The 25,914-nt window shown below is 58.4% G+C and carries 21 protein-coding genes; 5 read left to right on the forward strand and 16 right to left on the reverse strand.

Going from position 1 to position 25,914, the window contains the following annotated elements; all coding sequences use genetic code 11:
• Positions 1-179 precede the first annotated feature (179 nt).
• Positions 180-1,571, reverse strand: a complete 1,392-nt coding sequence (locus ACMYSO_RS04210; protein ID WP_434669443.1) for a NarK family nitrate/nitrite MFS transporter — start codon at positions 1,569-1,571, stop codon at positions 180-182.
• A gap of 311 nt (positions 1,572-1,882) precedes the next feature.
• Between ACMYSO_RS04210 and narX the strand changes: the two genes are divergently transcribed.
• Together narX and narL are read left to right on the forward strand one after the other, a co-directional pair.
• Positions 1,883-3,661, forward strand: a complete 1,779-nt coding sequence (gene narX / locus ACMYSO_RS04215; RefSeq protein WP_434669444.1) for a nitrate/nitrite two-component system sensor histidine kinase NarX — start codon at positions 1,883-1,885, stop codon at positions 3,659-3,661.
• Between the two features lie 10 nt (positions 3,662-3,671).
• Complete coding sequence (narL, locus tag ACMYSO_RS04220; RefSeq protein WP_434669445.1) at positions 3,672-4,322, forward strand: two-component system response regulator NarL; 651 nt, start codon at positions 3,672-3,674, stop codon at positions 4,320-4,322.
• On the opposite strand, the gene ACMYSO_RS04225 is transcribed toward narL, so the two are convergent.
• The 7 genes from ACMYSO_RS04225 to nasR all read right to left on the reverse strand — a co-directional run bounded on the left by ACMYSO_RS04225 (position 4,319) and on the right by nasR (position 16,857).
• Complete coding sequence (locus tag ACMYSO_RS04225) at positions 4,319-5,695, reverse strand: YchO/YchP family invasin (protein ID WP_434669446.1); 1,377 nt, start codon at positions 5,693-5,695, stop codon at positions 4,319-4,321. The genes narL and ACMYSO_RS04225 overlap by 4 nt on opposite strands.
• Positions 5,696-5,800: 105 nt before the next feature.
• Positions 5,801-8,401, reverse strand: a complete 2,601-nt coding sequence (locus ACMYSO_RS04230; protein ID WP_434669447.1) for a nitrate reductase — start codon at positions 8,399-8,401, stop codon at positions 5,801-5,803.
• On the reverse strand, positions 8,401-12,462 hold the full coding sequence (gene nirB, locus ACMYSO_RS04235; protein ID WP_434669448.1) for a nitrite reductase large subunit NirB: 4,062 nt from the start codon (positions 12,460-12,462) through the stop codon (positions 8,401-8,403). The genes ACMYSO_RS04230 and nirB overlap by 1 nt, the downstream gene beginning before the upstream one ends.
• Before the next feature lie 9 nt (positions 12,463-12,471).
• A complete protein-coding gene (locus tag ACMYSO_RS04240; RefSeq protein WP_434669450.1) occupies positions 12,472-13,260 on the reverse strand; it encodes an ABC transporter ATP-binding protein in 789 nt (262 codons plus the stop codon).
• A 10-nt stretch (positions 13,261-13,270) separates the two neighbouring features.
• Positions 13,271-14,155, reverse strand: coding sequence for a nitrate ABC transporter permease (ntrB, locus tag ACMYSO_RS04245; protein ID WP_434584300.1), 885 nt, complete (start codon positions 14,153-14,155; stop codon positions 13,271-13,273).
• A gap of 1 nt (position 14,156) precedes the next feature.
• Complete coding sequence (locus ACMYSO_RS04250; RefSeq protein ID WP_434669452.1) at positions 14,157-15,413, reverse strand: ABC transporter substrate-binding protein; 1,257 nt, start codon at positions 15,411-15,413, stop codon at positions 14,157-14,159.
• 247 nt (positions 15,414-15,660) lie between these two features.
• Entirely contained in the window at positions 15,661-16,857 is a 1,197-nt protein-coding gene (nasR, locus tag ACMYSO_RS04255) for a nitrate regulatory protein NasR (RefSeq protein ID WP_434669454.1), read from the reverse strand.
• Positions 16,858-16,923: 66 nt separating this feature from the next.
• Between nasR and ACMYSO_RS04260 the strand changes: the two genes are divergently transcribed.
• Positions 16,924-17,277, forward strand: coding sequence for a DsrE/DsrF/TusD sulfur relay family protein (locus ACMYSO_RS04260; RefSeq protein WP_434584294.1), 354 nt, complete (start codon positions 16,924-16,926; stop codon positions 17,275-17,277).
• 240 nt (positions 17,278-17,517) lie between these two features.
• Positions 17,518-17,760 (forward strand): DUF1883 domain-containing protein, encoded by a 243-nt coding sequence (locus tag ACMYSO_RS04265; RefSeq protein ID WP_123754764.1) that lies wholly within the window; start codon positions 17,518-17,520, stop codon positions 17,758-17,760.
• A gap of 37 nt (positions 17,761-17,797) precedes the next feature.
• On the opposite strand, the gene ACMYSO_RS04270 is transcribed toward ACMYSO_RS04265, so the two are convergent.
• Positions 17,798-18,478, reverse strand: a complete 681-nt coding sequence (locus tag ACMYSO_RS04270) for a gamma-glutamylcyclotransferase (RefSeq protein ID WP_434584292.1) — start codon at positions 18,476-18,478, stop codon at positions 17,798-17,800.
• A 150-nt stretch (positions 18,479-18,628) separates the two neighbouring features.
• A complete protein-coding gene (gene chaB / locus ACMYSO_RS04275) occupies positions 18,629-18,859 on the reverse strand; it encodes a putative cation transport regulator ChaB (RefSeq protein WP_434669456.1) in 231 nt (76 codons plus the stop codon).
• Positions 18,860-19,123: 264 nt separating this feature from the next.
• Here chaB and chaA point away from each other — a divergent pair, with 264 nt between their 5' ends.
• Positions 19,124-20,224, forward strand: coding sequence for a sodium-potassium/proton antiporter ChaA (gene chaA, locus ACMYSO_RS04280; protein ID WP_434584288.1), 1,101 nt, complete (start codon positions 19,124-19,126; stop codon positions 20,222-20,224).
• A gap of 120 nt (positions 20,225-20,344) precedes the next feature.
• Here the strand turns inward: chaA and kdsA are convergent, their stop codons facing one another.
• From kdsA to hemA, 6 genes are read right to left on the reverse strand one after another with little or no spacing between them, the layout of a single operon-like run.
• Entirely contained in the window at positions 20,345-21,199 is an 855-nt protein-coding gene (kdsA, locus tag ACMYSO_RS04285; RefSeq protein ID WP_123754767.1) for a 3-deoxy-8-phosphooctulonate synthase, read from the reverse strand.
• A 39-nt stretch (positions 21,200-21,238) separates the two neighbouring features.
• On the reverse strand, positions 21,239-22,051 hold the full coding sequence (gene sirB1, locus ACMYSO_RS04290) for an invasion regulator SirB1 (protein WP_434584285.1): 813 nt from the start codon (positions 22,049-22,051) through the stop codon (positions 21,239-21,241).
• A 3-nt stretch (positions 22,052-22,054) separates the two neighbouring features.
• On the reverse strand, positions 22,055-22,447 hold the full coding sequence (gene sirB2, locus ACMYSO_RS04295; RefSeq protein WP_434669458.1) for an invasion regulator SirB2: 393 nt from the start codon (positions 22,445-22,447) through the stop codon (positions 22,055-22,057).
• A complete protein-coding gene (gene prmC, locus ACMYSO_RS04300) occupies positions 22,444-23,295 on the reverse strand; it encodes a peptide chain release factor N(5)-glutamine methyltransferase (protein ID WP_434670732.1) in 852 nt (283 codons plus the stop codon). The genes sirB2 and prmC overlap by 4 nt, the downstream gene beginning before the upstream one ends.
• On the reverse strand, positions 23,295-24,377 hold the full coding sequence (gene prfA, locus ACMYSO_RS04305; protein ID WP_123754771.1) for a peptide chain release factor 1: 1,083 nt from the start codon (positions 24,375-24,377) through the stop codon (positions 23,295-23,297). Before prfA ends, prmC begins: the two co-directional genes overlap by 1 nt.
• A gap of 43 nt (positions 24,378-24,420) precedes the next feature.
• Complete coding sequence (gene hemA, locus ACMYSO_RS04310; protein WP_174508106.1) at positions 24,421-25,677, reverse strand: glutamyl-tRNA reductase; 1,257 nt, start codon at positions 25,675-25,677, stop codon at positions 24,421-24,423.
• Positions 25,678-25,914: the final 237 nt, after the last annotated feature.

Genomic DNA, 25,914 nt, shown 5'->3' on the forward strand with positions numbered 1-25,914 from the left:
ACTTGTTTTAAAAGGATTTTATTGCAAAATTACCCCCGACCACCCTATTCAGACATGTCGCCGGGTATTAAGGGGTAGAGCGGTGTAAACCGGTCGGATACCGCGCAGACGTGATGCCGGAAGATGACACAAAAAAGGGCGCAATCTGCATTGCGCCCTGAGTTAATCGTCGATACCGCTTAAGACTTCTGCTTACGTCCGTAAACTGCCCAGGTGACGATCACGCAGACCACGTAGAAGACGAAGAAGATCTTCATCGCGCCCGCCGGCGAACCGGTCAGCTCCAATGAAATCCCAAATGCTTTCGGGATAAAGAAGCCGCCGATGGCGCCAATCGCCGAGATAAAGCCCAGCGCCGCTGCGGTATCGGTAGCCGCCTCACGCATGGCCTGCTCTTCGCTCCCGCCCTGCGCTTTTACGCGGGCCATCGTCATCTTACGGAAGATTAACGAAATCATCTGGAAGGTGGATGCACTCCCCAGACCGGCTGTCAGGAACAGCACCATAAACACGCCGAAGAAGGCAATGAAGTTACCGCCTTCACCATGAGCAGGCAGCGTCAGGAACAGCAGGCCGCTGAAGATAGCCATCACCACGAAATTCACCAGCGTCACGCGCGTCCCGCCCAGACGGTCGGAGATCGCCCCGCCCATTGAGCGAGCCAGCGCGCCAATAAACGGCCCGAAGAAAGCAAAGTGCAAAATCTGCACGTCCGGGAACTGGGTTTTCGACAGCATGGCGAAGCCTGCGGAAAAGCCGATAAACGAACCGAAGGTTGCCAGATACAGCAGCGCCATGATCCACAGATGGCCACGCTTAAGTACCGGTAACTGTTCACTAAGAGAAGCTTTCGATGCAGACAGATCGTTCATAAAGAACCATGCTGCCAGCGTCAGTACCACCAGAAACGGCACCCAAATCCAGGCGGCATTCTCCAGGTACATAACCGAGCCATCCGGCTGTTGAGCACCGGTTCCGCCGAACACGGCGAAAATAGACAGCGAAATCACCAGCGGAGCAACCAGCTGCATCACGCTGACGCCCATATTACCCAGGCCACCATTCAGGCCGAGGGCGCCGCCCTGCTTCTGTTTCGGGAAGAAGAAGCTGATGTTCGCCATGCTGGAGGCAAAGTTCGCCCCGGCGAAACCGCACAGCAGAGAGATGATCACAAAGATACTGAACGGGGTTGAGGTATCCTGCACCGCGAAGCCCAGCCAGACGCAAGGGACAATCATGATCCCGGTGCTGAATGCAGTCCAGCGACGGCCACCGAACAGCGGCACCATGAAAGCGTAAGGCACGCGCAATAACGCCCCCGACAACGCTGGCAGCGCGGTCAACATAAATAACTGGTCAGTGGTAAACTGGAAGCCGACTTTATTCAGATTCACCGCCACCGCACTGAACAACATCCATACACAAAACGCCAACAGCAGACAAGGAACGGAAATCCATAAATTTCGGCTTGCAACACGATGGCCTCGCTGTTGCCAAAACTCGGGATCTTCAGGACGCCAGTCGGTGATAACTGAAGAACTGGCCTTCTCCGGGAGGGAAGATTGACTCATAAATGCCTCTGATTATCTAGATTTTCTGCCGCTACATTAGGGGTTACGAAGGGCGGTAAGTTGATATAAATCAAAGGAAAAGTGGGCATCATTTTGCTTTAAAAAAAATTATCATCCGAAGTGAGTAGTCTTTCCTGCCAAAAAAAGTGTGGTTTTTCACATGGCTGCTGGGTTTATCTCCTGCTGTGCCGTAAACCTACCTATCACCGACAATTAAGGGGTAATACTTTATAGGTATGGGTATACTCCATGAGATAGCTGAGAATAGCCGCCACTCCCGGATGGTTTGCCGGTCAGGAGCCACGCATTCTATGTTAAAACGTCTTTTTACCCCGCTTACGTTAGTGAATCAACTGGCGTTAATCGTGCTGCTATCGACGGCGATCGGTGTTGCCGGTATCGGGATCTCAGCCCGACTGGTGCACGGCGTTCAGGGTAGCGCACACGCCATCAATAAAGCCGGATCGCTGAGGATGCAAAGCTATCGCCTGCTGGCGGCGGTCCCGCTCGCCGACGGTGACCAGAAGCTGTTGGAAGATATGAACGCCACCGTCTTCAGCGAAGAGCTGCAAAATGCCGCCCTCAGAGACGGGCAGGATCGCCAGCTTAAAGCCTTGCAGCAATACTGGCAGATGGAACTGGCGCCGGGCATGAAACGCGCGCAAAACCAGGCCACCGTCGCCACCGACGTTGCCAGCTTTGTCGATCGTATCGACCACCTGGTTACCTCGTTTGACCACACCACCGAACAGCGTATCCGCTACGTGGTCTGGCTGCAGCGGGCGATGGCTTTCGGCATGGCGCTGCTGTTTTTATTTACCATCGTCTGGCTGCGGGCACGGCTGCTACGCCCGTGGAAACAGCTGCTGGCGATGGCCCGGGCGGTCAGCCATCGCGATTTTACCCAGCGCGTGAATATCAGGGGTCGCGATGAAATGGCCACCCTCGGCACGGCTCTCAACAATATGTCGACGGAGCTGGCGGAAAGCTACTCTGTCCTCGAACGGCGGGTGCAGGAAAAAACCGCCGGACTCGAGCAAAAAAACGAAATCCTCGCCTTTTTGTGGCAGGCAAACCGCCGCCTGCACTCCAGCGCCCCGCTCTGCGAACGAATTTCACCGGTACTCAATGGCCTTCAGGGGCTGACGCTGCTGCGCGATATCGAAGTGCGGGTCTATGATTTCGAAGATGAAGACAATCATCAGGAGTTTGCCTGCCATTCCGATCTGCAGTGTGACGATAAAGGCTGCTATTTATGCCCGCGCGATCTGCCGCCGCTGCCGGATTCCGGCGCCACGCTGAAATGGCGGCTGTCGGACGCCCATAACCAATACGGGATCCTGCTGGCCACGCTGCCGGTAGGCCGCCACCTGAGCCACGATCAACAGCAGTTGGTCGATACCCTGGTCGAGCAGCTCACCTCTACCCTCGCGCTGGACCGCCACCAGGAACACCAGCAGCAGCTTATCGTGATGGAAGAACGCGCCACCATTGCTCGCGAGCTGCATGACTCTATCGCCCAGTCGCTATCCTGTATGAAGATGCAGGTTAGCTGTCTGCAGATGCAGGGCGACAACCTGCCGGAAGAGAGCCGTCAGTTGCTGGGCCAGATCCGCAACGAACTGAATACCTCCTGGGCACAGCTGCGCGAGCTGTTGACTACCTTCCGGCTACAATTAACGGAACCGGGACTGCGCCCGGCGCTGGAGTCAAGCTGTCAGGAATACAGCGCTCATTTCGGTTTCACGGTGCAGTTGGACTACCAGCTTCCACCGCGGTTTGTCCCCTCGCATCAGGCGATTCACCTGCTGCAAATTGCCCGTGAAGCGCTTAGCAATGCATTGAAACACGCCCAGGCGACCGAAGTGACCGTCAGCGTATCGCTCAACGATAACCAGGTACGGCTGGTGGTCGCCGACAATGGCTGCGGCGTGCCTGACCATGCGGAGCGGAGCAACCATTACGGCTTAATTATTATGCGGGATCGCGCCCAGAGTTTGCGCGGAGACTGTCAGGTGCGTCGTCGGGAAAGCGGCGGCAGCGAAGTGGTCGTCACCTTTATCCCGGAAAAATCGATTTCAATCCAATAAGGAGAACCCTATGAGTCAACAGGAACGGGCCACCATTCTGCTCATTGATGATCACCCGATGCTGCGCACCGGCGTGAAGCAACTCGTTAGCATGGCGAGCGATATTCAGGTTATTGGCGAAGCCAGCAACGGCGAACAGGGTATCGCACTCGCGGAAACCCTCGATCCTGATTTGATCCTGCTGGATCTCAACATGCCCGGCATGAACGGCCTTGAGACTCTCGACAGGCTGCGTGAAAAGTCACTCTCCGGGCGGATTGTGGTCTTCAGCGTCTCCAACCATGAAGAAGACGTAGTTACCGCGTTAAAACGTGGAGCCGACGGCTATCTGCTGAAAGATATGGAGCCAGAAGACCTGCTTAAAGCGTTGCAGCAGGCCGCGGCCGGTGAAATGGTGCTCAGCGAAGCCTTAACCCCGGTGCTGGCGGCCAGTCTGCGCGCGAACCGTGCCACCTCAGACCGCGATATCAACCAGCTGACGCCTCGCGAGCGCGATATTCTCAAGCTGATCGCTCAGGGCCTGCCGAACAAAATGATCGCCCGTCGTCTGGAGATCACCGAAAGTACCGTAAAGGTGCACGTGAAACATATGCTGAAGAAAATGAAGCTGAAATCTCGCGTGGAAGCTGCGGTTTGGGTGCATCAGGAGCGGATTTTCTAAGGCGTGTCCTGCCAGGAGATGCCCTCGGCCGAGAACTTAACCAGCGGCTCGGTCAGCGCCAGCGCTATCTCATTGGATGAGACGCGCTGACCCGCATCATCTTCCACCACCACCGACAGATGCCAGACGTTTGCGGCCCCCGGCGTCGTGTCCCATACCGGTAGGATCACGCTCCAGCCATCCATGCTGCTGGCGTTCGCTGGCGCAGTGAGGCTCAGCTGTTGGGTATCGCCCCGCCATTTCAGCGACTTAATGCCATGCAGGCTGCGAATCTGCAGCTTCAGCTGCACCGTTTCTCCCGAGTGCAGTTCCCACGGCGGCGTCGCCAGATAGACTGACAGCGATTTACGCTGTCGGTACTCCACCACCGGTAAATTATCACGCTCCGGGCTATCGTAACGGCTGCCGCGTAATGACCGGCTGGCCGCCACTTCATCGGCCGCCAGTTGCTGTTTGAGCGGTACGCCAAAGCGGTAATTCAGATTCAGCCCCACGTTATTCTGGCTGATGCCGTTCTCGCCCTGCTTATGTTTTGCCGTCATGGTCACCAGCGGCACCGGCGTGTAGTTTAGCCCCACCGAGACCGCCACCGGGTTATGGTAGCCGGTACCGGAATGGAACAGATCGACGCTATCGCCAAAATACTGCTCGACGCTGACGCTGGTATTAATGTGTTGATAAAACGGCAGGCGCGCCTGGGCGGTCACATCATATCCGCTGGCCATGCGCTGCTCCTGAGTCAGGCTTTCGTTGCGTTGCCAACTGCCGACAGGATGGTAATAGTTGGCCGACAGGCGCAGATATTCACCCCACGCCTCAGCACCGAGGCTGCCCCGCGCCATGCTTTCACCCAACACTTTATCGTAGAAAGAGTTGTAGCCCAGCAGCCAATCGCCTTTTCTCCAGCGCTGCCCCAGACCGATGTTACCCACCAGATCGTTATCCCGTCGGGTTACCGAATACTGGTTCCAGGTCAGATAATCGCCGTTATCCTGCAGCGGAATAAACCAGCTGCCTTTACTGCCGGTAAAGTGACCTTCTTTATCCACCAGCAAGTCAACGTTGGCATTACCCCAGGGCGAAAGCCAATTTTCCAGCTGATGGCTCACCTCGTTACCCAGCTTACCGATCGCCATCACGCGCGCCTGCTCGCCCGTTGTCAGGCCATTATCGCTCATGCTGGCCTCACCAAATTTTTTGGCCATTTCGGCGAAGTGACGGGCATCATCATCGACCTGCGGAGCGATCCCCAGGTCCGGCAGTGCCGCCTGTTTTGCGCTGAACGGCTGACTTTCTTGTAGAGCACAAGCAGGGCCCCCTGCCAGCAGCAAGGGTATCGCAAGGAGTGGGGTCACGCGGTACAACAACAACATTGAACGGATTACGTTAACTCATTAATAAATGACATCTACGGGTAAGTTTACCGTTTTTTGCCGCCCCCCGCAGCCTCAGGGTCAACTTCAGGAATATACTGAATCTCACGCCGGCGCTTTCACCACCGCCAGCAGTGCTTTAAGTTCCGGAATACAGGAGCCGCAGTTGGTCCCGCATTTCAACGCCTTACCCAGTTCGCCGGGGGTACGGCAACCACTGACAATCGCCTCGTTGATGGCACGCTCACCCACGCTAAAACAGCTACACACGATACGCCCCGGCGGCAGCACATCCCCACCTTTTTTGCCACCAAGCAGCGCGTGGCGCAACGTCGGTTCGGGCGACGGCACGTTAAAAGCGTCGGCAATCCACGCGGCGTCGATCGTCGGCTCAGTGATATCGCTCCACCAGCCAAGCATCAGTTGCCCGTCGTGCCAGGCCAGCAGGTTCCAGACCGCACCGGCATCGGCGATCTGCATCTGCCACCCCTGCTGATGGCACCAGTCGGTTAACCACCGGCGCGGGCTCTCTTCTCCGGCTAATGAGAAATGGCTCACGCCCGTTGCGGCGCGGCGCCGCCAGTGCACCGAGGCCGGGAGCGACACCGGCTGGCGACAAAACAGTTCGCCCTGCCAGGCCGGCTGCCACGGGGCTATCGCCACCGCCACCTGTTTGCTCTCCGGCTGACCGGACCACGGGTCGGTCACCGCTGCCAGCAGGTTGTTCACTCGCCCATGGCGCGCAAACTGGTTATTCCAGTGCATCGGGACGAACAGTGAACCAGGCCGCTGCCCGTTGCTGACGCTCACTTTCGCCACCATGACGCCATGACGTGAGCGGATCCGCGCCAGTGCGCCATCGTACAGCTGCAAGCGCACGGCATCCGTCGGGGCGACCTCCACCAGCGGCTCGGCAATATGCTGCATCAGACGCGGCACGCTCCCGGTACGGGTCATGGTGTGCCACTGATCGCGGATACGGCCGCTATTGAGGATCAGCGGATAGAACGCGTCGGTTACCGCCCGGGTGCCCTGCGGCGTCACCGGCACCATCCGCAACCGGCCATCACGATGCCAGCCCTGATGAATATTGAGATCGCTACCGCGTTGACTGACCGGCCAGCGCACCGGGGCCAGGTCATCCCACGCCTCACGGCTCAGCTGCGCCAGCCCGCCAATATCAAACGCCCGCTGGCCATTATTTTCAAACCCCGAAAGCGCCGCATGCTCGCTGAACACATCATGCGGATGGTGCCAGGCAAACGCCTCGCCATACCCCAGCTGTTCGGCGACCCGGGAAATAATCCACCAGTCGGCTTTTGCTTCTCCCGGCGGCGGCAAAAAACTGCGCTGCCGGGAAATGCGCCGTTCCGAATTGGTGACGGTGCCATTTTTTTCGCCCCACGCCAGCGCTGGAAAGCGGATATGGGCGAAAGCCGCGGTGTCGGTTCCGGCGGTGACATCGGAGACCATCACCAGCGGACAAGCGGCCAGCGCCTGGCTGACGGCATGGCTGTCCGGTAGCGACACCACCGGGTTGGTCCCCATAATCCACACTGCTTTCACCTCGCCGCGTCCGATCGCCGCAAACAGCTCCACCGCCGTCAGCCCTGGGGTTTGCGCCAGCCGTTCACTGCCCCAAAAGCGCGCCAACCGTTGCAGATCCTCGGGCTCAAAATTCATATGCGCCGCCAACATGGTCGCCAACCCGCCTACTTCGCGCCCGCCCATGGCGTTTGGCTGTCCGGTCAGCGAAAATGGCCCGCAGCCCGCACGGCCATATTTGCCGCTGGCCAAATGGGCGTTAATAATGGCATTGCACTTATCGCTGCCGCTGGCCGACTGGTTGATCCCCATGGTATAGAGGGTAATCGCCCGTGGCGCGGTGATAAAATCGCGGTAAAACGCCACCACCTGCTGCTCGTCCAGCCCGCAAAAATCGGCCACTCTCGCCGTCGTCCACGCTTCTGCTGCCACCAGCGCCTGCGGCTGGTCGCGAAAGTCCCCCGTCAGCTCGCCGGCCCCGGCAATGGCGTTCAGCAGGCCGACAAACAGCCCGCCATCGCTGCCGGGTGCCAGCGCCAGGTGGCTGTCGGCAATATCGCAGGTGGCGGTGCGCCGTGGATCGATCACCACCACTTTCATGTGCGGATTGTCGCGCTTCGCCTGCACCAGCCGCTGATACAGGACCGGATGGGCCCAGGCGGCATTCGAGCCGACCAGCACCACCAGATCGCTGCACTCCACATCCTCATAACTGCACGGCACTACATCGGCGCCAAACGCGCGCTTATAGCCGGTCACTGCGGAGGACATGCACAGCCGCGAATTGGTATCGATATTGGCGGCGCCGATAAATCCCTTCATCAGTTTATTCGCCGCATAATAATCTTCGGTAAGCAGCTGCCCCGAGGCGTAAAAGGCCACCGCCTGCGGACCATGCTGCGCAATGATTTCCCGCAGACGGCTTCCGGCCGCTTCCAGCGCCTGTGACCAGTTGACGGGTTCGCCATCGAGCTCCGGCATCAGCAGTCGTCCTGCCAGACCGGTAGTCTCCCCGAGCGCCGCCCCTTTAACGCACAGGCGCCCCAGGTTAGCCGGATGCTGCTCATCGCCGCTCACGTTGACCTGGCCGTTTTCCGCCACCTGGGCCAGCACACCGCAGCCGACCCCGCAATAGGGGCACGTGGTTCGGGTTTCCTTCATTAAGACGCCTCCGCCCGGGCCAGCAGCACCTGGTTTCCGACCCACACCGTGCCGTTTTCCACCTTCACCGGCCAGGCGCGAACCGCCGGCTCCCCGCCCTCGCACGATCGACCATCGCGCAGGCGAATACGCTGCTTATACAGCGGCGAAATGACAATCGGCTCTCCCGCGGCATCGCCGAGGATACCGCGCGACAAGACATTGGCATCGCTACCGGGTTCGAGATTATCGAGGGCATAAACCTGCTCGCCGAAGCGGAACAGCGCAATCTGCCGTTCTCCCAACCGCGCGCCGATCCCGGCCTCGGCGGGAATGGCGTCCAGCGTGCAAATGGCCTGCCACGGGCGGGATGAAGCCGCACCCTCACGGTGTATCGGCGTAGCGACCGGCTGCGGCTGGCCGCGTAGGCTATGCCGCTGCACCGCTTCATCCGGCTGCTCGCTATTAACGTAAGAGCGGAACAGCGCCAGCCGCTGCGGATCGTTCAGGGTGGTCTGCCACTCGCACTGATAGCTCTCCACCACCCGCGCCATCTCCTGCTCCAGCTCTTCGCCAATGCCGAGGCTGTCGTTGAGGATCACCTCCCGCAGGTAGTCGACGCCGCCTTCGAGGTTGTCCATCCAGGTGCTGGTGCGCTGCAGCCGGTCGGCGGTCCGGATATAGAACATCAGCAAGCGATCCACCGTGCGGATCAGCGTCGCGTCGTCGATATCGCTGACAAACAGATCGGCGTGGCGCGGCTTCATGCCGCCGTTGCCGCAGACGTAGAGATTCCAGCCCTTTTCCGTGGCAATCACCCCTATATCTTTCCCCTGCGCCTCGGCGCATTCCCGGGTACAGCCGGAGACCGCCATTTTGATTTTGTGCGGCGCGCGCAGCCCTTTGTAGCGATGTTCGAGGGTCACCGCCAGCCCCGTTGAATCCTGCACGCCATAGCGGCACCAGGTCGAGCCGACGCAGGATTTCACCGTGCGCAGCGATTTGCCGTAGGCGTGCCCGGTTTCAAACCCGGCATCCGCCAGCTCGCGCCAGATATCCGGTAACGACTCCAGCCGGGCACCGAACAGGTCAATACGCTGGCCGCCGGTAATTTTGCTGTACAGTTGATAGCGTTTGGCAATCTGGCCAATGGCAATCAGCCCGTCCGGCGTCACTTCCCCCGCCGCCATCCGCGGCACCACTGAATAGGTACCGTCTTTCTGAATATTGGCGAAGTAGCGGTCGTTAGTATCCTGCAGCGGCAAATGCGCCGGTTTCAGCAGGTACTCGTTCCAGCACGAGGCCAGAACCGACGCCACCAACGGTTTACATATTTCGCAGCCGTGCCCCTGCCCGTAGCGGCTAATCAGTTGGTCAAAGGTACGGATATGGTTGACCCGCACAAGGTGATAGATCTCCTGGCGCGACCACGGGAAGTGCTCGCAGATATCTTTTTTGACTTCAACGCCCTGGGCCGCGAGCTGATACTCCATTACCTGTTTGACCAGCGCGCTGCAGCCGCCGCAGCCGGTGGCGGCTTTGGTACAGCTTTTCAGCGCCGCCATATCACCGGCGCCATCGTTCACCGCCTGGCAGATATCGCCTTTGCTGACGTTGTGGCAGGAGCAAATCTGCGCGCTGTCCGGCAGCGCCGCCACGCCCAGCGCTTTCGGGGCGCTGCCCTCCAGTGCCGGCAGAATCAGACTTTCCGGGCGCGCGGGCAGCGCCATTGCGTTCAGCATCATTTGCAGCAGGGTGGCATAATCGCTGGCATCCCCCACCAGCACGCCCCCGAGCAGGGTTTTTCCGTCCTCGCTCACCACGATTTTCTTGTAGATTTGCTCCGGTCCATGGGTCCATTGATAGCTTTGGCAACCTGGCGTACGCCCCTGCGCGTCGCCAAAAGAGGCCACGTCGATACCTAACAGTTTCAGTTTGGTGCTCATATCCGCGCCGCTGAAGCTGTCCGCTTCCCCGGCCAGCTGCGCCGCCGCGGTTCGCGCCATCTGATAGCCCGGCGCCACCAGCCCATAGATTTTGTTATCCCACAAGGCACACTCGCCAATCGCCAGCACGTCGGGATCGGAGGTACGGCACTGGTCATCGATGCAGATCCCGCCGCGCTCGCCCACCGTCAGGCCGCCACTGCGCGCCAGCGAATCCTGCGGGCGGATCCCGGCTGAAAACACCACCATATCAGTGGACAACGCCCCGCCATCGGCAAAATTCAACACCAGGCCGTCCTCGTGACGCACAATCGCCTGGGTTGCCTTACTGGTGTGGACTCCGACACCAATGGCGGTGATTTTCTCACGCAGCATCGCCGCACCAGGGCTGTCGAGCTGCACCGCCATCAGATTGGGAGCAAACTCGACAACGTGGGTTTCCAGTCCTAGTTGCTTCAGGGCATTAGCGGCTTCCAGCCCCAGCAGGCCGCCGCCAATCACCACCCCGCGTTTGGCGGTACTGGCACAGGCGGCAATGCGGTCAAGGTCGTCCAGCGTTCGGTAGACAAAGCAGCCGTCACTGTCGTGGCCCGGCACCGGTGGGACGAAAGGATACGAACCGGTCGCCAGCACCAGTTTGTCCCAGTGGGTTTCATGCCCGCTGGCATCGCGCACCAGCCGTGCTTCGCGGTCGATACTCGCCACCGGCTCAGACAGCCGCAGCTCAATGCCGTGCTGATTGAAGAAATCCCCCTCCACCAGCGACAGTGACTGCGCGCTGCGTCCGGCAAAATACTCCGAGAGATGTACCCGGTCGTACGCGGCGTAGCGCTCTTCACCAAACACCACGATGCGAAACTGTTGATGCAGGTTGCGGCTGACGCACTGCTCAAGAAAATGGTGGCCGACCATACCGTGGCCGATCAGAACTAAAACAGGTTTTGTCATGGTGATCTGTCCTGCAGCACGCGGCTGCGTTGAAGAAGGGTCGAAAAGCCAGTCGGTTGGCGCGCTGGCGCCCAGCTGCGCGGTCAACGGCGCCGCGTGCTGGCAGTCGCCAAACAGCAAAACGCCGCACAATATGCCGTCTCGTATCAGCAAACGCCGGTAGTGACGGGCCAGCGGGTCCCAACTGGTCCACTGTTGATCCTGTTCCGTGGCCCGCAGGTCGCCGGCGCTGAACAGTTCGATGCCGGTGACTTTCAGACGGGTACCGCTCTCCTGCCAGATAAAATCCTCTCCCGGCGTACCGCAGAGCCGCTCGGCCAGCACCTCGGCCTGACGCAGACAGGGAGCAACCAGCCCCCAGGTTTCGCCATCAATTTCACAGCATTCGCCTAGTGCGCTAATTCCCGGCAGCGCGGTGGCCAGCTGGCGATCGACGACGATGCCGCGATGACACGTAATCCCGCTGCGCTGCGCCAGCGCAATATTCGGGCGTACCCCGGTCGCCAGCACCACCCGGCTGGCCGCAAAGGCCCGGCCATCCTCCAGCACCACCTCATGCTCGCGTATTGCGGCAATCGCACAGCCGGTGACACAGACGATCCCGCGTTCCATCAGCTGCTGCTGGAGCTGCTGGCCGGCGAAGGCATCGGTCTGCTGTTCCATCATCCAGGCCCCGCGATGCAGCAAAGTGACGTTGTCACCATGACGGCGTAACGCTGCCGCGGCCTCGACACCCAGCACTCCGCCGCCGATGACCACCGCCGGGCCACCGCTCGCCAGAATGCGGCTGACGTCGGCAAACGTGCGGAACGGGTAGACATGCGGCAGCTCGACTCCAGGCAGCGGCGGGATCATGGCCTGCGAACCGGTGGCAAAAATCAGTTCATCCCAGCCATATTCCCCCTGAGTGGTACGCAGCGTGCGCGCCTCGGTATCCACCGCCAGCGCCGCCTCGCCGGTCAACACCGTCACCGCGTGCTGTAAATACCACTCCGCGGGTAACAGCTGCGTTTGCTCTAGCGTTTTTTCCCCGCCGAGGACCGGTGACAGCTGGATACGGTTGTAGGCCTGATACGGTTCGTCGCCGATAATCGTTATCTGAAATCTGCCGCCCCCCCGCGCCACCAGCGTTTGCGCCAGTCGGGTGGCCGCCATGCCGTTGCCAATAATCACCAGTTGCCGCTTCATGGCCGCCCCTTACGCCGCTTTCGGCTGCTTTTCGTAGAGGAAATGCAGGATCTGCTGACGCAGCTGGTGGTAGCGGCTGTCGTCGGCGAGCTGGACCCGGTTCCGTGGGCGTGGCAGATCGACATTGAGGATTTCCCCTACCGTCGCCGCCGGGCCGTTGGTCATCATCATTACGCGATCGGAGAGCAGGACCGCTTCATCGACGTCGTGGGTAATCATCACGATGGTGGTATTCAGCGCCTGCTGGATCTGCATCACTGCATCCTGCAGATGGGCGCGGGTTAAGGCGTCAAGTGCGCCGAACGGTTCATCCAGCAGCAGCACCTTTGGCTTCATCGCCAGCGCTCTGGCAATGCCAACCCGCTGCTTCATGCCACCGGAGATCTCCCCCGGGCGTTTGTACATGGCATGGCCCATCTGCACCCGCTCGAGGTTGTGTTCGATCCACGCTTTACGTTCGGTTTTGCTCATGGTGCGGCGGAAGACCTGATCGACCGCCAGCGCCACGTTGTCAAAACAGGTCAACCACGGCAGCAGGGAGTGGTTCTGGAACACCACCGCGCGCTCCGGCCCCGGCCCGGCAATTTCCCGGTTATCACACAGCAGACCACCTTCCGTCGGGGAGGTAATGCCGGCGATGAGGTTTAACAGCGTCGATTTCCCGCAGCCAGAGTGGCCGATCAGGCTGACGGTCTCCCCTTCGTGGATGTCAAAAGAGACGTTTTGCAGTGCCAGAAACTCGCCGCTGGCGGTGTTGAAACGCTGGCTCACGGCCTGTACCTGAATTAATGGTTTCATAGCGACTCTCCTATTTATCCTGCCAGCTGAAGCGGCGCGCGATCAGCATCAGTCCCTGCTCAAGCAGCAGGCCGACGACACCAATAATGACGATGGCGATGATGATGTTTTCCACGTTGAGGTTGTTCCATTCGTTCCAGATCCAGAAGCCGATCCCGAGGCCGCCGGTCAGCATTTCGGCGGCGACGATCACCAGCCAGGCAATGCCGATGGAGAGTCGTACGCCGGTCAACACCGCGGGCAGCACCGCCGGAAACAGAATGCGCCGCATCACCGTCCACTCCGAAAGCTGTAAAACCCGGGCCACGTTGAGATAGTCCTGCGGAATGCGGCGAACCCCTTCGGCGGTGTTGATCACCATCGGCCAGATCGAGCAGATAAAAATGGTCCAGCTAGAGGCTGGCTCGGCCTTCTGGAACAGCAGCAGGCCGATAGGCAGCCACGCCAGCGGGCTGACCGGACGCAGCAGCGCAATCAGCGGATTAAACATGCGGGCAAAGAACAGCGAGCGGCCGATCAAAAAACCCAGCGGGATACCCACCAGCGCCGCGAGGCCAAACCCCACTGCCACTCGCTGCAGCGACGCCAGCACGTTCCAGCCGATCCCCATATCGTTCGGCCCGTCCTGATAGAACGGGTCGGCAAACAGCGTCAGGGCTGAATCCAGCGTACTGAGCGGCGTCGGGAAGCCTTTGCCGTTGATCGCCGCCAGCTGCCAGCACAGCAGCAACAGTCCCAGCCCCAGCAACGGCGGCAGGAGTCGCTGGACGGTTTCGCGCAGCCAGCGTTTGAGCGGTGGCGTAGTCCGCCGAACCTGTACCGGCGGCAGAACGATGACTTCACCCGGCGCGTGTTCGGCGCTGACCGGCGGTTGCGTTTTGTGTGCGTGTTTCATTTCATGCCCCCTTACGTTGAATCGCGAAACTACGGGCGTAACCTTGCGGATCGGCCCCCGTCCAGACCGTGCCGTCCATCAATGTGCTGCTGCGCATCAGGCTTGAAGGCGGAGTGATCCCCCCCACCGCCTGCGCCGCCTCTTTCCATACGTCAATGCGGTTGATGCGTTGCGCCACCGCCTGATAATCCGGCTCCGTTTTCAGCAATCCCCAGCGGTGGAACTGGGTTAAAAACCACATGCCGTCCGAGAGCCACGGGAAGCTCACTTCCCCCTGGTCGTAGAAGCGAATCGGGTGGGCATCCTGCCAGCGACGCCCCAGCCCGTTGTCGTATTCACCGAGCATGCGCCCGACGAGGTACTGCTCTTTGGTATTCAGCCACGCGCGTTTCGCCAGGATTCGCGCCGTCTCACGCTTGTTGTCTTCAGAGGCTTCGATCCAGCACGAGGCCTCCAGCACCGCCGCCACCAGCGCTCGTGCGGTGTTGGGGTTGCGCTCCACCCATTCGCTACGGGTGCCGAGAATTTTTTCCGGGTGTTCAGGCCAGACGTCCTGAGAGGTCGCGGCGGTAAAGCCGATGCGATCGTTGATCGCCCTGGCGTTCCACGGTTCGCCGACGCAAAAACCGACCATGTTGCCAATCCGCATGTTCATGACCATCTGCGGCGGTGGCACCACCACGGTGCGCACATCGTCAAACGGGTTAATGCCGCCGCTGGCCAGCCAGTAGTACAGCCACATGGCGTGGGTCCCGGTGGGAAAGGTGTGGGCAAAGGTGTAGCTACCCGGCGCGCTTTGACCAATCAGCCGTTTCAGCCCGCCGAGGTCGGTCACCCCTTTCTGCTGCAGATCGCTGGAGAGCGTGATGGCCTGCCCGTTGCGATTGAGGGTCATCAGATTAGCCATCGACTGCGGCTTGCTGGCGATCCCCAGCTCCAGACCATACAGCAGACCGTAAAGGATGTGCGCCGCATCGAGCTCACCGGCGATCAGCTTGTCGCGCACCGCCGCCCAACTGGCCTCTTTGGTCGGCACCAGGGTAATGCCATATTTCTTGTCAAATCCTTTCAATGACGCGATGGCTATCGGCGCGCAGTCCGTAAGCGGAATAAATCCCACCCGGACGGTGGTTTGCTCTGGTTTATCGGAGCCCGCAGCCCACGCGCCCTGCATCATGCCAGGCAGTAACATGGCACCGCCCAGCGCGGCCCCCGCCTGTAAAAAGCGCCGCCGTGAAATCGAAAATTTATCGCCCATACCCGCTCCAGAACGCGCAAAAAAAAAAGCGCCCGGCAGTGCTTACGCACTGCAGGACGCCTTTATCCATGGACACACGGACCGTCGTTGGCCCGTTGCCCAAAACTTTTATTCACTCAGATTATTTAATGCAACACGGATGCCAGGTTTATCACGGGCCGTTTTACGCGCTTTTACCACTCTTGTTGCCTGGAACGCCCCCCGATTTGCACCGTCGACTGGCAATAAATGCCCACTGATTGTGCATCTACTCCTTTGGAGTTACCTGCCAGAGCGCTTTCACCGTCAGCAGCGCCCGGGCGATCTCTACCATCCGCTGATTCTTATCCATCGCCATTTTCCGCAACGTCTGCCAGGCCTGTTCTTCCGGCATTCCCTGGTGCGCCATCAGCACGCTTTTAGCCTTTTCGATCAGCTTGCGCTCTTCCAGAGCATCTTTTAACGAGGCCAGTTGCCCGGAGAGCTGCTGTAGCTCGAAGGCCTGCTGGCGAACCAGCGGCAGCAGCTGTTTGTCGAGGCGCCGCGCGACGCCGTCGCCTTCGTCCTCTTCCGACCAGCCAGCGGGCGGCATCGGAGGTTCTTCGCCGCTGAGTAGCCGGTCAGCGGCGTTGAGCAGGCCATCAATCAGGTGCTCCTCCAGACCGCGCATCTGCTCCAGCCGTTGGGTCTGCGCACAAAACCAGCGCAACGCCGTTTCCCCCTGATCTTCTGCCGGCTGGCGAGTACAGGCAATCCGCCGCAGCTGCTCGATCTCCAGGCTTGCCTGGCACTGTTCCACAAACAACTCACGCTGCGCTTCTCCGGCCAGCGCGACAAAACTGTCGAAACAGGGCTGCTGGCCGTCAATCCTGTCCACCAGTCGCTGGCGTAATTCATCGCTGAAATGGCCGCGGGCAAACCCGGAAGCCCCGAGGGCGCGCTCCTGTCCTACCAGCTCTTTGCCCTGCATAAAGCTATACAGCGCTACCATACTTCCGGCGATTTGCGGATCGTCGATGCTGTCATTGAGCTGCGGAACGATATTCAATAAGTGGCGGATAATGCGGCTAAACTGGCTTGTCGCCTCCTCGGCGACGATCGTGCGGCGGCCAACGGCATCGCGCAGATGCGGGAGCTGCTCGAGATACCAGACCGCGCTGGCAATCCGCCAGCAGAGCGCGCTACTGGCACACCCCTGGGTGGGCTCCAGCGCGGTGCGGAACACCATCAGCTGTTCATCAACCAGCGCGCTGCTTGCCCGGACTTCTGCGGCATACAGGCGTCCCTCGGTGCATAAACAGATATTGGAGGCACCGCGTTCACACTGCAGCATATGCACCAGGGCGCTGATCTGATTCGCCAGGGCACCAAGCTGTGCAAGCTGGCGCAGCTGCTCGTTTTGCAACTGCCGCGCGCGGTGAAACCAGCGATTGGCGTCAGAGACGGTACCGGTGGTATTCTTCATATCCCCTCACAAGTTAACGCTTTATCAAGACCTAGCAATAACCGTGCCTTATACCAAGGAGTCTTTATGCAACGTATTGTGATTGTCGCCAACGGCGCTGCTTACGGTAGCGAATCACTGTTTAACAGCCTGCGTCTGGCGATTGCCCTGCGCGAACAGCAGTCCGAACTCGACCTGAAGCTTTTTTTGATGTCTGATGCAGTCACCGCCGGTCTGCGTGGGCAGAAGCCCGCTGAGGGCTACAACATTCAGCAGATGCTGGAGATCCTCACCGCGCAGAATGTCCCGGTGAAATTATGCAAGACCTGCACCGACGGTCGGGGAATCAGCGCCCTGCCGCTGATTGATGGAGTCGCTATCGGCACGCTGGTTGAGCTGGCGCAGTGGACCCTGGAAGCGGATAAGGTCCTCACCTTCTGAAAAAACCGCCTCTGGCGGGATTAAATATCATGCTGGCACCAATTGTTAACCGAAAACATATGCCAGCTGAATGCTTTCAGGCAGAACATCATTTTTGTTTAATCTTTATCCCTTTTTTTGATCAAAATCAGCATTCGTCTACGTGCCATTTGGTGTTATGCACTGAGTAAAGTGTGAACAATATCACGCGCGGGATTGAGCTGGCAGGATGCTGTAGGCAGACAACAACGGGGTGGGTAAATGGCAATGGTGAAAACAAGTTTGATGTTATTTGGTGGCGATACGCTGGTGGTTCGGTGCTCTGAACGCTGCCATATTCATATGATGAGCGCGAAGGCCGCCGGTGACAGCCACGCGGATATTCTGAGCGTCCAGGATCGTGACAGCGCGTATTTAACCGTGCCTTACAACGGGACCTGGAACGTCCTGATTGACAGCCACAGTCAGTCGCTGGAGCACTCCATCAGCTACGTTCCCGCCTGATAAGTCTTGCCCGGGGCTTTCCCGGGCACACTTCACGTCACGCCAGCCCAGGCTGGCTACTTTCCCCAATCAGGTTGCGCACTTTGACGACGAGATCGTCAAGGCAATCGTCGTGCATTCCGAGTTTACGCAGCTCCTGTTCGAGCGAGAAAAGATACTGAGCATTAGTACCAAGCGGCCCGCTGGCTTTGGCGATCAGCGGCGCAATAACCTGGGCACTGGTGTCCGGCTCAAACAGCGGATGACGCGGATCCATAATGAATACCAGCGCGTTGACCGTCCGCCCGTCGTCAAGCTCCAGCTTGCACCAGGTCGGCAGATAGCAACCGGTGATCATCTCCCGCTTCCACAGCAGGGTCAGCTCTTCGTCCAGCGTCTCATCGGGCAACCGATAGGCCACACCAGTGGTACGTCCGCCCTCTTTCAGCGCCAGCATCCGCCCGGGTTGACAGGCGCTGCCTCGCCCGGCGGTCAGCCGCAGGCAAAAGGCACGATGCCAGCCCGGCAGCGTACCGGTACAGGACTCGCGATAATCGAGAGCCGGGTTCCACATTAGTGAACCGTAGCCAAAAATCCAAACTGAGCCGGCATCCGGACGACAGGCCAGAGTCGCAGCCAGCGAGGCTGCCCGTTGCTCTGCCGACCAGAGTAGCGATTCCTCAATAGCACCAAACGCCGTCTTACAATCTGCATTGATTAAGAAATCACGTGTTAACACTTTCTACTACCTCCGCCACTGCCCGCTTCCCGGCGATTATCTGATGGCATCCTTGTAATATTGCCGAATTATTATCCAGCTTTACTCGACAATAAGCAATGAATGGCGCGCTGGCAAGGCGCGGAGCAGCAGATGAAGCAGCAAGAGGGATTATTTTTTCTTATGCCACTTATCATCGTCTCCCTTTTGATAGTCATTTTTGACCGCAGCCCAGGCAACCTTATGCGCCGTCTCTTCACGGCTGGCGTCGTCCTGCCGGTCGGCTTTGTGCTTATACTGCTCCCAGGCGCTATTAAACGCTGATTTATAGATCTGCTGAGCATGCGCCGGCAGCACGTGCTGGACGCTATCGGGTAACGCTTGTTTACTGCGATAAGGCATATGCACCTCAGTATGGTGGTAAAAACATAAGTCTGGGACGCTAATTCAGGGTTTTCAAGGCGGGATATCATTCAGAATGTTTTTTAGTAATTATCTGAATAACAAATAAAAAATACAAATAATCATAAGTTATGGCAATCTAAAGGCATTAGTTATCAATAGCCGTAAATTTAAGTAAAAAAGCAATTCAAACTGCAAAATGTCTGTTATTTTATCTACTTACGTTATCTATAATTATAACACCTGCAAAAATGGAGATGGTTCATGACGCATGCACATGAGGCGGTGAAAACCCGCCACAAGGAGACATCGCTTATTTTCCCGATTCTGGCGCTGGCGGTGCTGATCTTCTTCGGAAGTAGTCAGTCGCTGCCAGCGGTTATCGGCATTAATATTCTGGCCCTGGTGGGTATTTTATGCAGCGCCTTTAGCGTAGTCCGCCATGCCGACGTGCTGGCACACCGCCTGGGAGAGCCGTACGGCTCGTTAATTTTAAGCCTTTCCGTGGTTATTCTTGAAGTCAGCCTGATTTCCGCCTTAATGGCTACCGGCGACGCGGCCCCGACGCTGATGCGCGACACGCTCTATTCGATCATCATGATCGTCACCGGCGGCCTGGTCGGCTTCTCGCTGCTGCTGGGCGGGCGCAAATTCGCCACCCAGTACATGAATTTATTCGGCATTAAGCAGTACCTTATCGCCCTGTTCCCGCTGGCGATCATCGTACTGGTGTTCCCGATGGCGCTGCCAGGGGCCAACTTCAGTACCGGTCAGGCACTGCTGGTGGCGCTGATTTCCGCCGCCATGTACGGCGTATTCCTGTTGATACAGACCAAAACGCACCAGAGCCTGTTTATCTATGAGCATGAAGATGACAGCGACGACGACGACCCGCACCACGGCAAGCCATCTGCGCACAGCAGCGCATGGCACACCGCCTGGCTGCTGGTTCACCTGGTGGCTGTTATCGCCGTAACCAAAATGAACGCCAACCCGCTTGAGACGCTGCTGACCAGCATGAACGCGCCGGTGGCCTTTACCGGTTTCCTGGTGGCCCTGCTGATCCTCTCGCCGGAAGGGCTGGGAGCGCTGAAAGCGGTGCTGAACAATCAGGTCCAGCGAGCCATGAACCTGTTCTTCGGCTCGGTGCTGGCCACTATATCGTTGACCGTACCGGTGGTGACCTTAATCGCCTTCTTAACCGGGAATGAGCTGCACTTTGGTCTGGGTGCCCCGGAAATGATTGTGATGGTCGCCTCGCTGGTGCTGTGCCATATCTCGTTCTCCACCGGGCGCACCAATGTGCTGAACGGTGCCGCACACCTGGCGCTGTTTGCCGCCTATCTGATGACGATTTTCGCCTGATGCTCTTGCCCCGGCGGCGTACTGCCGACCGGGGTCGTCCACGCATCTCCAGAAAGAGTGGCATAAAAAAAGCCTGCCGGTTTTTCAACGGGCAGGCTTTTCGCATTCTACAACGTGGTCTTAGTTGCTGGTATCCAGCTCATCAAAGCCTTTAACCAGGTCATCGATGGCTTTCATTTGCTTGAGGAACGGCTCCAGCTTCGCCAGCGGCAGCGCGGACGGGCCGTCACATTTTGCATGTTCCGGGTCCGGGTGTGCTTCGATAAACAGACCCGCAATACCTACAGCCATACCGGCACGAGCCAGTTCAGCAACCTGCGCACGACGACCACCAGAAGCGGCGCCAAACGGGTCACGGCACTGCAGCGCGTGGGTCACGTCAAAGATTACCGGGGAGTTGTTGGACGCTTTCTTCATCACGCCAAAGCCCAGCATATCGACAACCAGGTTGTCGTAACCGAAGTTGGCGCCACGATCGCACAGAATCACTTTGTCGTTACCGCCTTCAATAAACTTGTCGACGATGTTACCCATCTGGCCCGGGCTGACAAACTGCGGTTTCTTCACGTTGATGACCGCGCCTGTTTTCGCCATTGCTTCTACCAGGTCAGTCTGACGCGCAAGGAACGCCGGCAGCTGAATCACGTCAACCACGTCGGCAACCGGCTGCGCCTGGCTGGCTTCGTGAACGTCAGTAATGATTTTCACGCCGAAGGTTTGCTTCAGCTCCTGGAAGATTTTCATCCCTTCTTCCAGGCCCGGACCACGATAGGAGTGGATGGAAGAACGGTTGGCTTTATCAAAAGAGGCTTTGAACACGTAAGGAATGCCCAGCTTCTGCGTAACCGTTACGTAGTGTTCGCAGATGCGCATCGCGAGATCGCGGGATTCCAGCACGTTCATCCCACCAAACAGGACGAAAGGCAGGTCGTTTGCTACGTTGATATCACCAATGCTAACCACTTTTTGTTTCATAAGATCGCCTTATCAGGGTGTAACCGGATTCATTCCAGATTAGTGAAGAGTAATTTGTTTATGCGAAATCGTGTTGATTTGCGCGCGGATCATTTCGCTGATCGGGTCCTCAGGACACTGCTCAACAAAATAGTTCAGATCCAGCAACGCCACATGGTCGCACTCAAGCTGGGCGTAGATCAGCCCGCGATCGCGAATTTCGTAGGGATCTTCCGGGTTAAACTGCAGCAGCGCTTCGCTGGTTCTCAGCGCCAGCTCCATCTGCCCCTCTTCCATCAACGCTGATTTTAAGGTGTCGAGCAGTTTATGGATAACCTCAGCGTTATCCGCCTCTTCGAGATCTTCATTAAACAGCTCGGCAACCGGGCTGATATTGCCCTTCAGCCAGACTTCCAGCGTGTGCTCGTTGAGGGTTTCACCGTTGAACGGGTTAATCAACCACATCTCTTCGCTGGTTTCAGGATCGGCACGTAACAGCAGCTGGGTCGGGAAGATAACCGGCACCAGCGGCAACGACAGACGCTGGGCAATCCACAGCACGATGGCGCCGAGCGATGCCGCGCTGCCCTGGCGGTTAATCAGCACTTTGTCGATCCACAGCGCATCGGACAACTTATAGACACCATGAGAATCGCGGAAGCCCCACTCGTGGTAGAACAGCTCAAGCAGCCGTTCCAACTGGCGCTCCTGATCCCACGAAGACGCAATTTCTTCCTGCGCAAGCGCCAGCAGCCGCTCCAGTTCATCCTGCACATAGTGCGTCGGAAAATCGTCGCGGATTAATTCCGAAATGAGGACCATGCCATCGCACAATGGTGCTTTATTAAATTCGAAATCAGCTAATGACCTCATGACTTACCCCAGTAACGGTGTTCTTGTAATGGCGAGTTGTATGATGATGAACAACACCACCAAAGCCAACAGAAAGGCAATAAACCGACTCTGCTGGCTGCGCGGACGACGACGGCCCAGCGCGATAAAACCCAATGCGATGTAAATAATAACGCCAAACAGCTTTTCAGTCAGCCATGAGCCGTCTTCGGTAAATGGCAGATAGCCGGTCAAGACCATTAATCCGGCACCGCTGAGGAATAACAGCGTATCGCTACAGTGCGGTGCAATCCGCACCCAGCGTTGATTCAGCCGGACGCTGCCGTTGTAGGTCCACCAGTAGCGCAGGGCAAACAAACTAACCGACACCACCACGCACGCAATATGCACATACAGCACCGTGCTAAACAGATTCATGACGCGGTCTTCTCCATGCCGGGAAATCGCCCGATCGTCAGACGCTCGTTATCACCGTAGTCACGGCAGGTCACGACATCAAGGTAACCCGCCTGCTGGAACAGTGCCCGAACTGCCTCGCCCTGTTTCCAGCCATGTTCCAGCAACATCACGCCATCGGGGGTCAGGAAATGACGCCCGTGGCCGATAATATGCGCAAGATCGGCCAGCCCGTGATCGGCCGCCACCAGCGCCGTCTTCGGCTCAAAGCGCACGTCGCCCTGGTCCAGATGCGGGTCGGTTTCGTCGATATAGGGCGGGTTGCTGACAATCATCGTAAATGTCTGCCCAGCCAGCGCTGCAAACCAGTGGCTTTGCAGCACGGTCACGTTAGTGATAGCAAGGCGTTCAGCATTGCGCGCGGCTAATGCCACGGCATCAGGCATAAAATCAACCGCCGTCACCTGACAATCCGGCCGTTCACTGGCTAACGCCAAGGCGATAGCCCCGGTGCCGGTGCCTAAATCCAGGATCCGGCAGGCGGTAGCTGGCAAGCGTGCCAGCGCCTGCTCGACCAGGCACTCGGTATCCGGGCGGGGAATTAAGGTGGCCGGGGAGACCAGCAGCGGCAGTGACCAGAACTCGCGTTCACCGATCAGGTGAGCCACCGGTTCACCGCGCTGACGGCGGCCCAGCAGCGTCTCCAGCTCCGCCATCTGGGGCGGCGTCAACGCCGTTTCACCGAAGGCCAGAATATAGGTCCTTGCCTTACCGGTGACGTGCCCCAGCAGGATCTCGGCGTCGCGTCGCGGACTGTCACTCTCACTCAGGCGGCTTATCGCCTGGGCCAGCCACTGTTGAAATATCATCATTCCTGCTCGGAAAGCGCCGCCAGCTGATCGGCCTGGTATTCCTGAACGATCGGCTCAATCAACATATCCAGCTTGCCTTCCATCGCTTCATCCAGACGATACAGCGTCAGATTGATACGATGATCGGTGACGCGGCCCTGCGGATAGTTATAGGTGCGGTTACGATCGCTACGATCGCCGCTGCCCAGCAGGTTACGACGTTCGGAGGCTTCGGCCTGTTGGCGTTTAGCCACTTCGGCAGCGCGAATACGCGCCCCCAACACCGACAAGGCTTTGGCTTTGTTTTTGTGCTGAGAACGTTCGTCCTGGCACTCCACCACAATACCGGTCGGTAAGTGAGTAATACGGATCGCTGAGTCGGTGGTGTTAACGTGCTGACCACCCGCCCCGGAGGAACGGAAGGTGTCAATGCGCAGATCGCCCGGGTTGATATCCGGCATTTCGGCTTCCGGCAGCTCCGGCATCACCGCTACGGTGCAGGCGGAGGTGTGAATACGCCCCTGGGATTCGGTCGCCGGCACGCGCTGGACGCGATGGCCGCCAGACTCAAATTTCAGACGACCGTACACGCCGTCGCCGCTGATCTTGGCAATCACTTCTTTAAAGCCGCCATGTTCACCTTCGTTGGCGCTCATGATCTCGACGCGCCAGCGGCGCGCTTCGGCATAACGGCTGTACATCCGGAACAGATCCCCGGCAAACAGCGCCGCTTCATCCCCGCCGGTACCGGCGCGGACTTCAACAAAGGCGTTACGTTCGTCATCCGGATCTTTCGGCAGCAGCAGCACCTGCAGCTGTTGCTCCATCTCTTCGCTTTTGGCTTTTGCGTCGCGCAGTTCTTCCTGCGCCATTTCGCGCATTTCCGGATCGTCGAGCATCATCTGGGCGGTTTCAATATCGTCCTGCACCTGACGCCATTCGGTATAGCAGCGGGCAACGTCGCTCAGCTGCGCGTATTCCCGCGACAGCGCGCGGAATCGATCCTGATCGGCGATGGTCGCAGCATCACCCAGCAGCGCCTGAACTTCCTCATGGCGTTCGTACAGAGCTTCCAGTTTGGCAACAATAGAAGGCTTCATAGGCGTGAATTCACCCTGTCCTAAAAAAAGAGAGAAATGTGCGCTATTCCAGCCCGAGGCTGTTGCGCAGAATATGCAGGCGTTCATCATCCCCGTCACGGGCAGCCTGCTGAAGAGATTTGGTTGGTGCGTGGATCAGGCGATTGGTCAGCTTGCGTGCCAGATCCTGCATGATTTCCTGCGCATCGCCCCCCTGCTCCAGCGCCGCAAGCGCCTTCGCGGTCAGTTCCTCGCGGACCTGCTCTGACTGGGAACGATATTCACGGATAGTCTCGCTGGCGCTCTGGGCGCGCAGCCAGGCCATAAATTCGCTGGTTTCCTGCTCGACGATCGACTCAGCCTCAACCGCCGCGGCTTTACGCTGCGCCAGGTTATGCTGAATAATGTTCTGTAGATCGTCCACGCTATATAAATAGGCATTCGCCAGCTTACCCACTTCCGGTTCGACATCGCGAGGTACCGCGATATCCACCAGCAGCATCGGCTGGTTGCGACGCGCTTTCAGCGCGCGCTCGACCATCCCTTTGCCAATAATCGGCAGCGGGCTGGCAGTGGAACTAATAATGATATCGGCCTCTTGCAGCCGCTCGCCGATGTCGCTGAGCGCGATCACTTCCGCGCCGACTTCCTCGGCCAGTGCCTGAGCCCGCTCGCGGGTTCGGTTGGCAATCACCATTTTACGCACGTGGTGTTCGCGCAGATGCCGCGCCACCAGTTCGATGGTCTCCCCGGCGCCGACCAGTAACACCGTCACGCTGGAGAGGGATTCGAAGATTTGTCGCGCCAGGGTACAGGCGGCGAAAGCCACGGAAACCGCGCTGGCACCGATATCAGTTTCGGTACGTACGCGTTTGGCAACGGAGAACGACTTCTGGAACATCCGCTCCAGTTCGCTGACGTTGAGGTGACCCCGGCTGGAATCGGCAAAGGCTTTTTTAACCTGTCCCAGAATCTGCGGCTCGCCGAGAACCAGCGAATCCAGGCCGCTGGCAACGCGCATCAGATGGCTGACGGCATCGTTATCCTGATGCCAGTAAAGGCTTTTACGCAGGTCTTCTTCATTCAGATGGTGGTAATCACACAGCCAGCGGATGAGCACTTCCTGCAGATTATCCTGCTCCTCGACGCTGAGATACAGCTCCGTGCGGTTACAGGTCGACAGCACCACGCCCCCTTGCACCATTGGCTGAGCCAGCAGGCTCTCCAGCGCCTTATCGAGCGTATCCGGCGAAAACGTTACACGTTCTCGCAGCGCGACCGGGGCTGTTTTGTGATTAATGCCAAGAGCTAAAAGGGTCATTGTGAGGGAGTAGTACCAGCGTTGCTAAGGTTAGTCTGAGCGCATCATACAGGATGCGCGGAATCAATAAAAGAGAGGCTCCCCTTTTGGAGTAATAGGTACAGGAGTAAAAGCCATTAACGGTAATTTTTTGATTTCAGACCATTTGAACGTAGACGCTATCGCCGGGCAACGCTAGCATTATGGGTTAGAATTGTAACCTGCTACACAAATCGTGGGCGCCCTTGCGTCGCCGGA

The organism is Klebsiella sp. B345 (genome assembly GCF_051131735.1).
In the GTDB taxonomy this organism is placed as follows: Bacteria; Pseudomonadota; Gammaproteobacteria; order Enterobacterales; family Enterobacteriaceae; genus Klebsiella.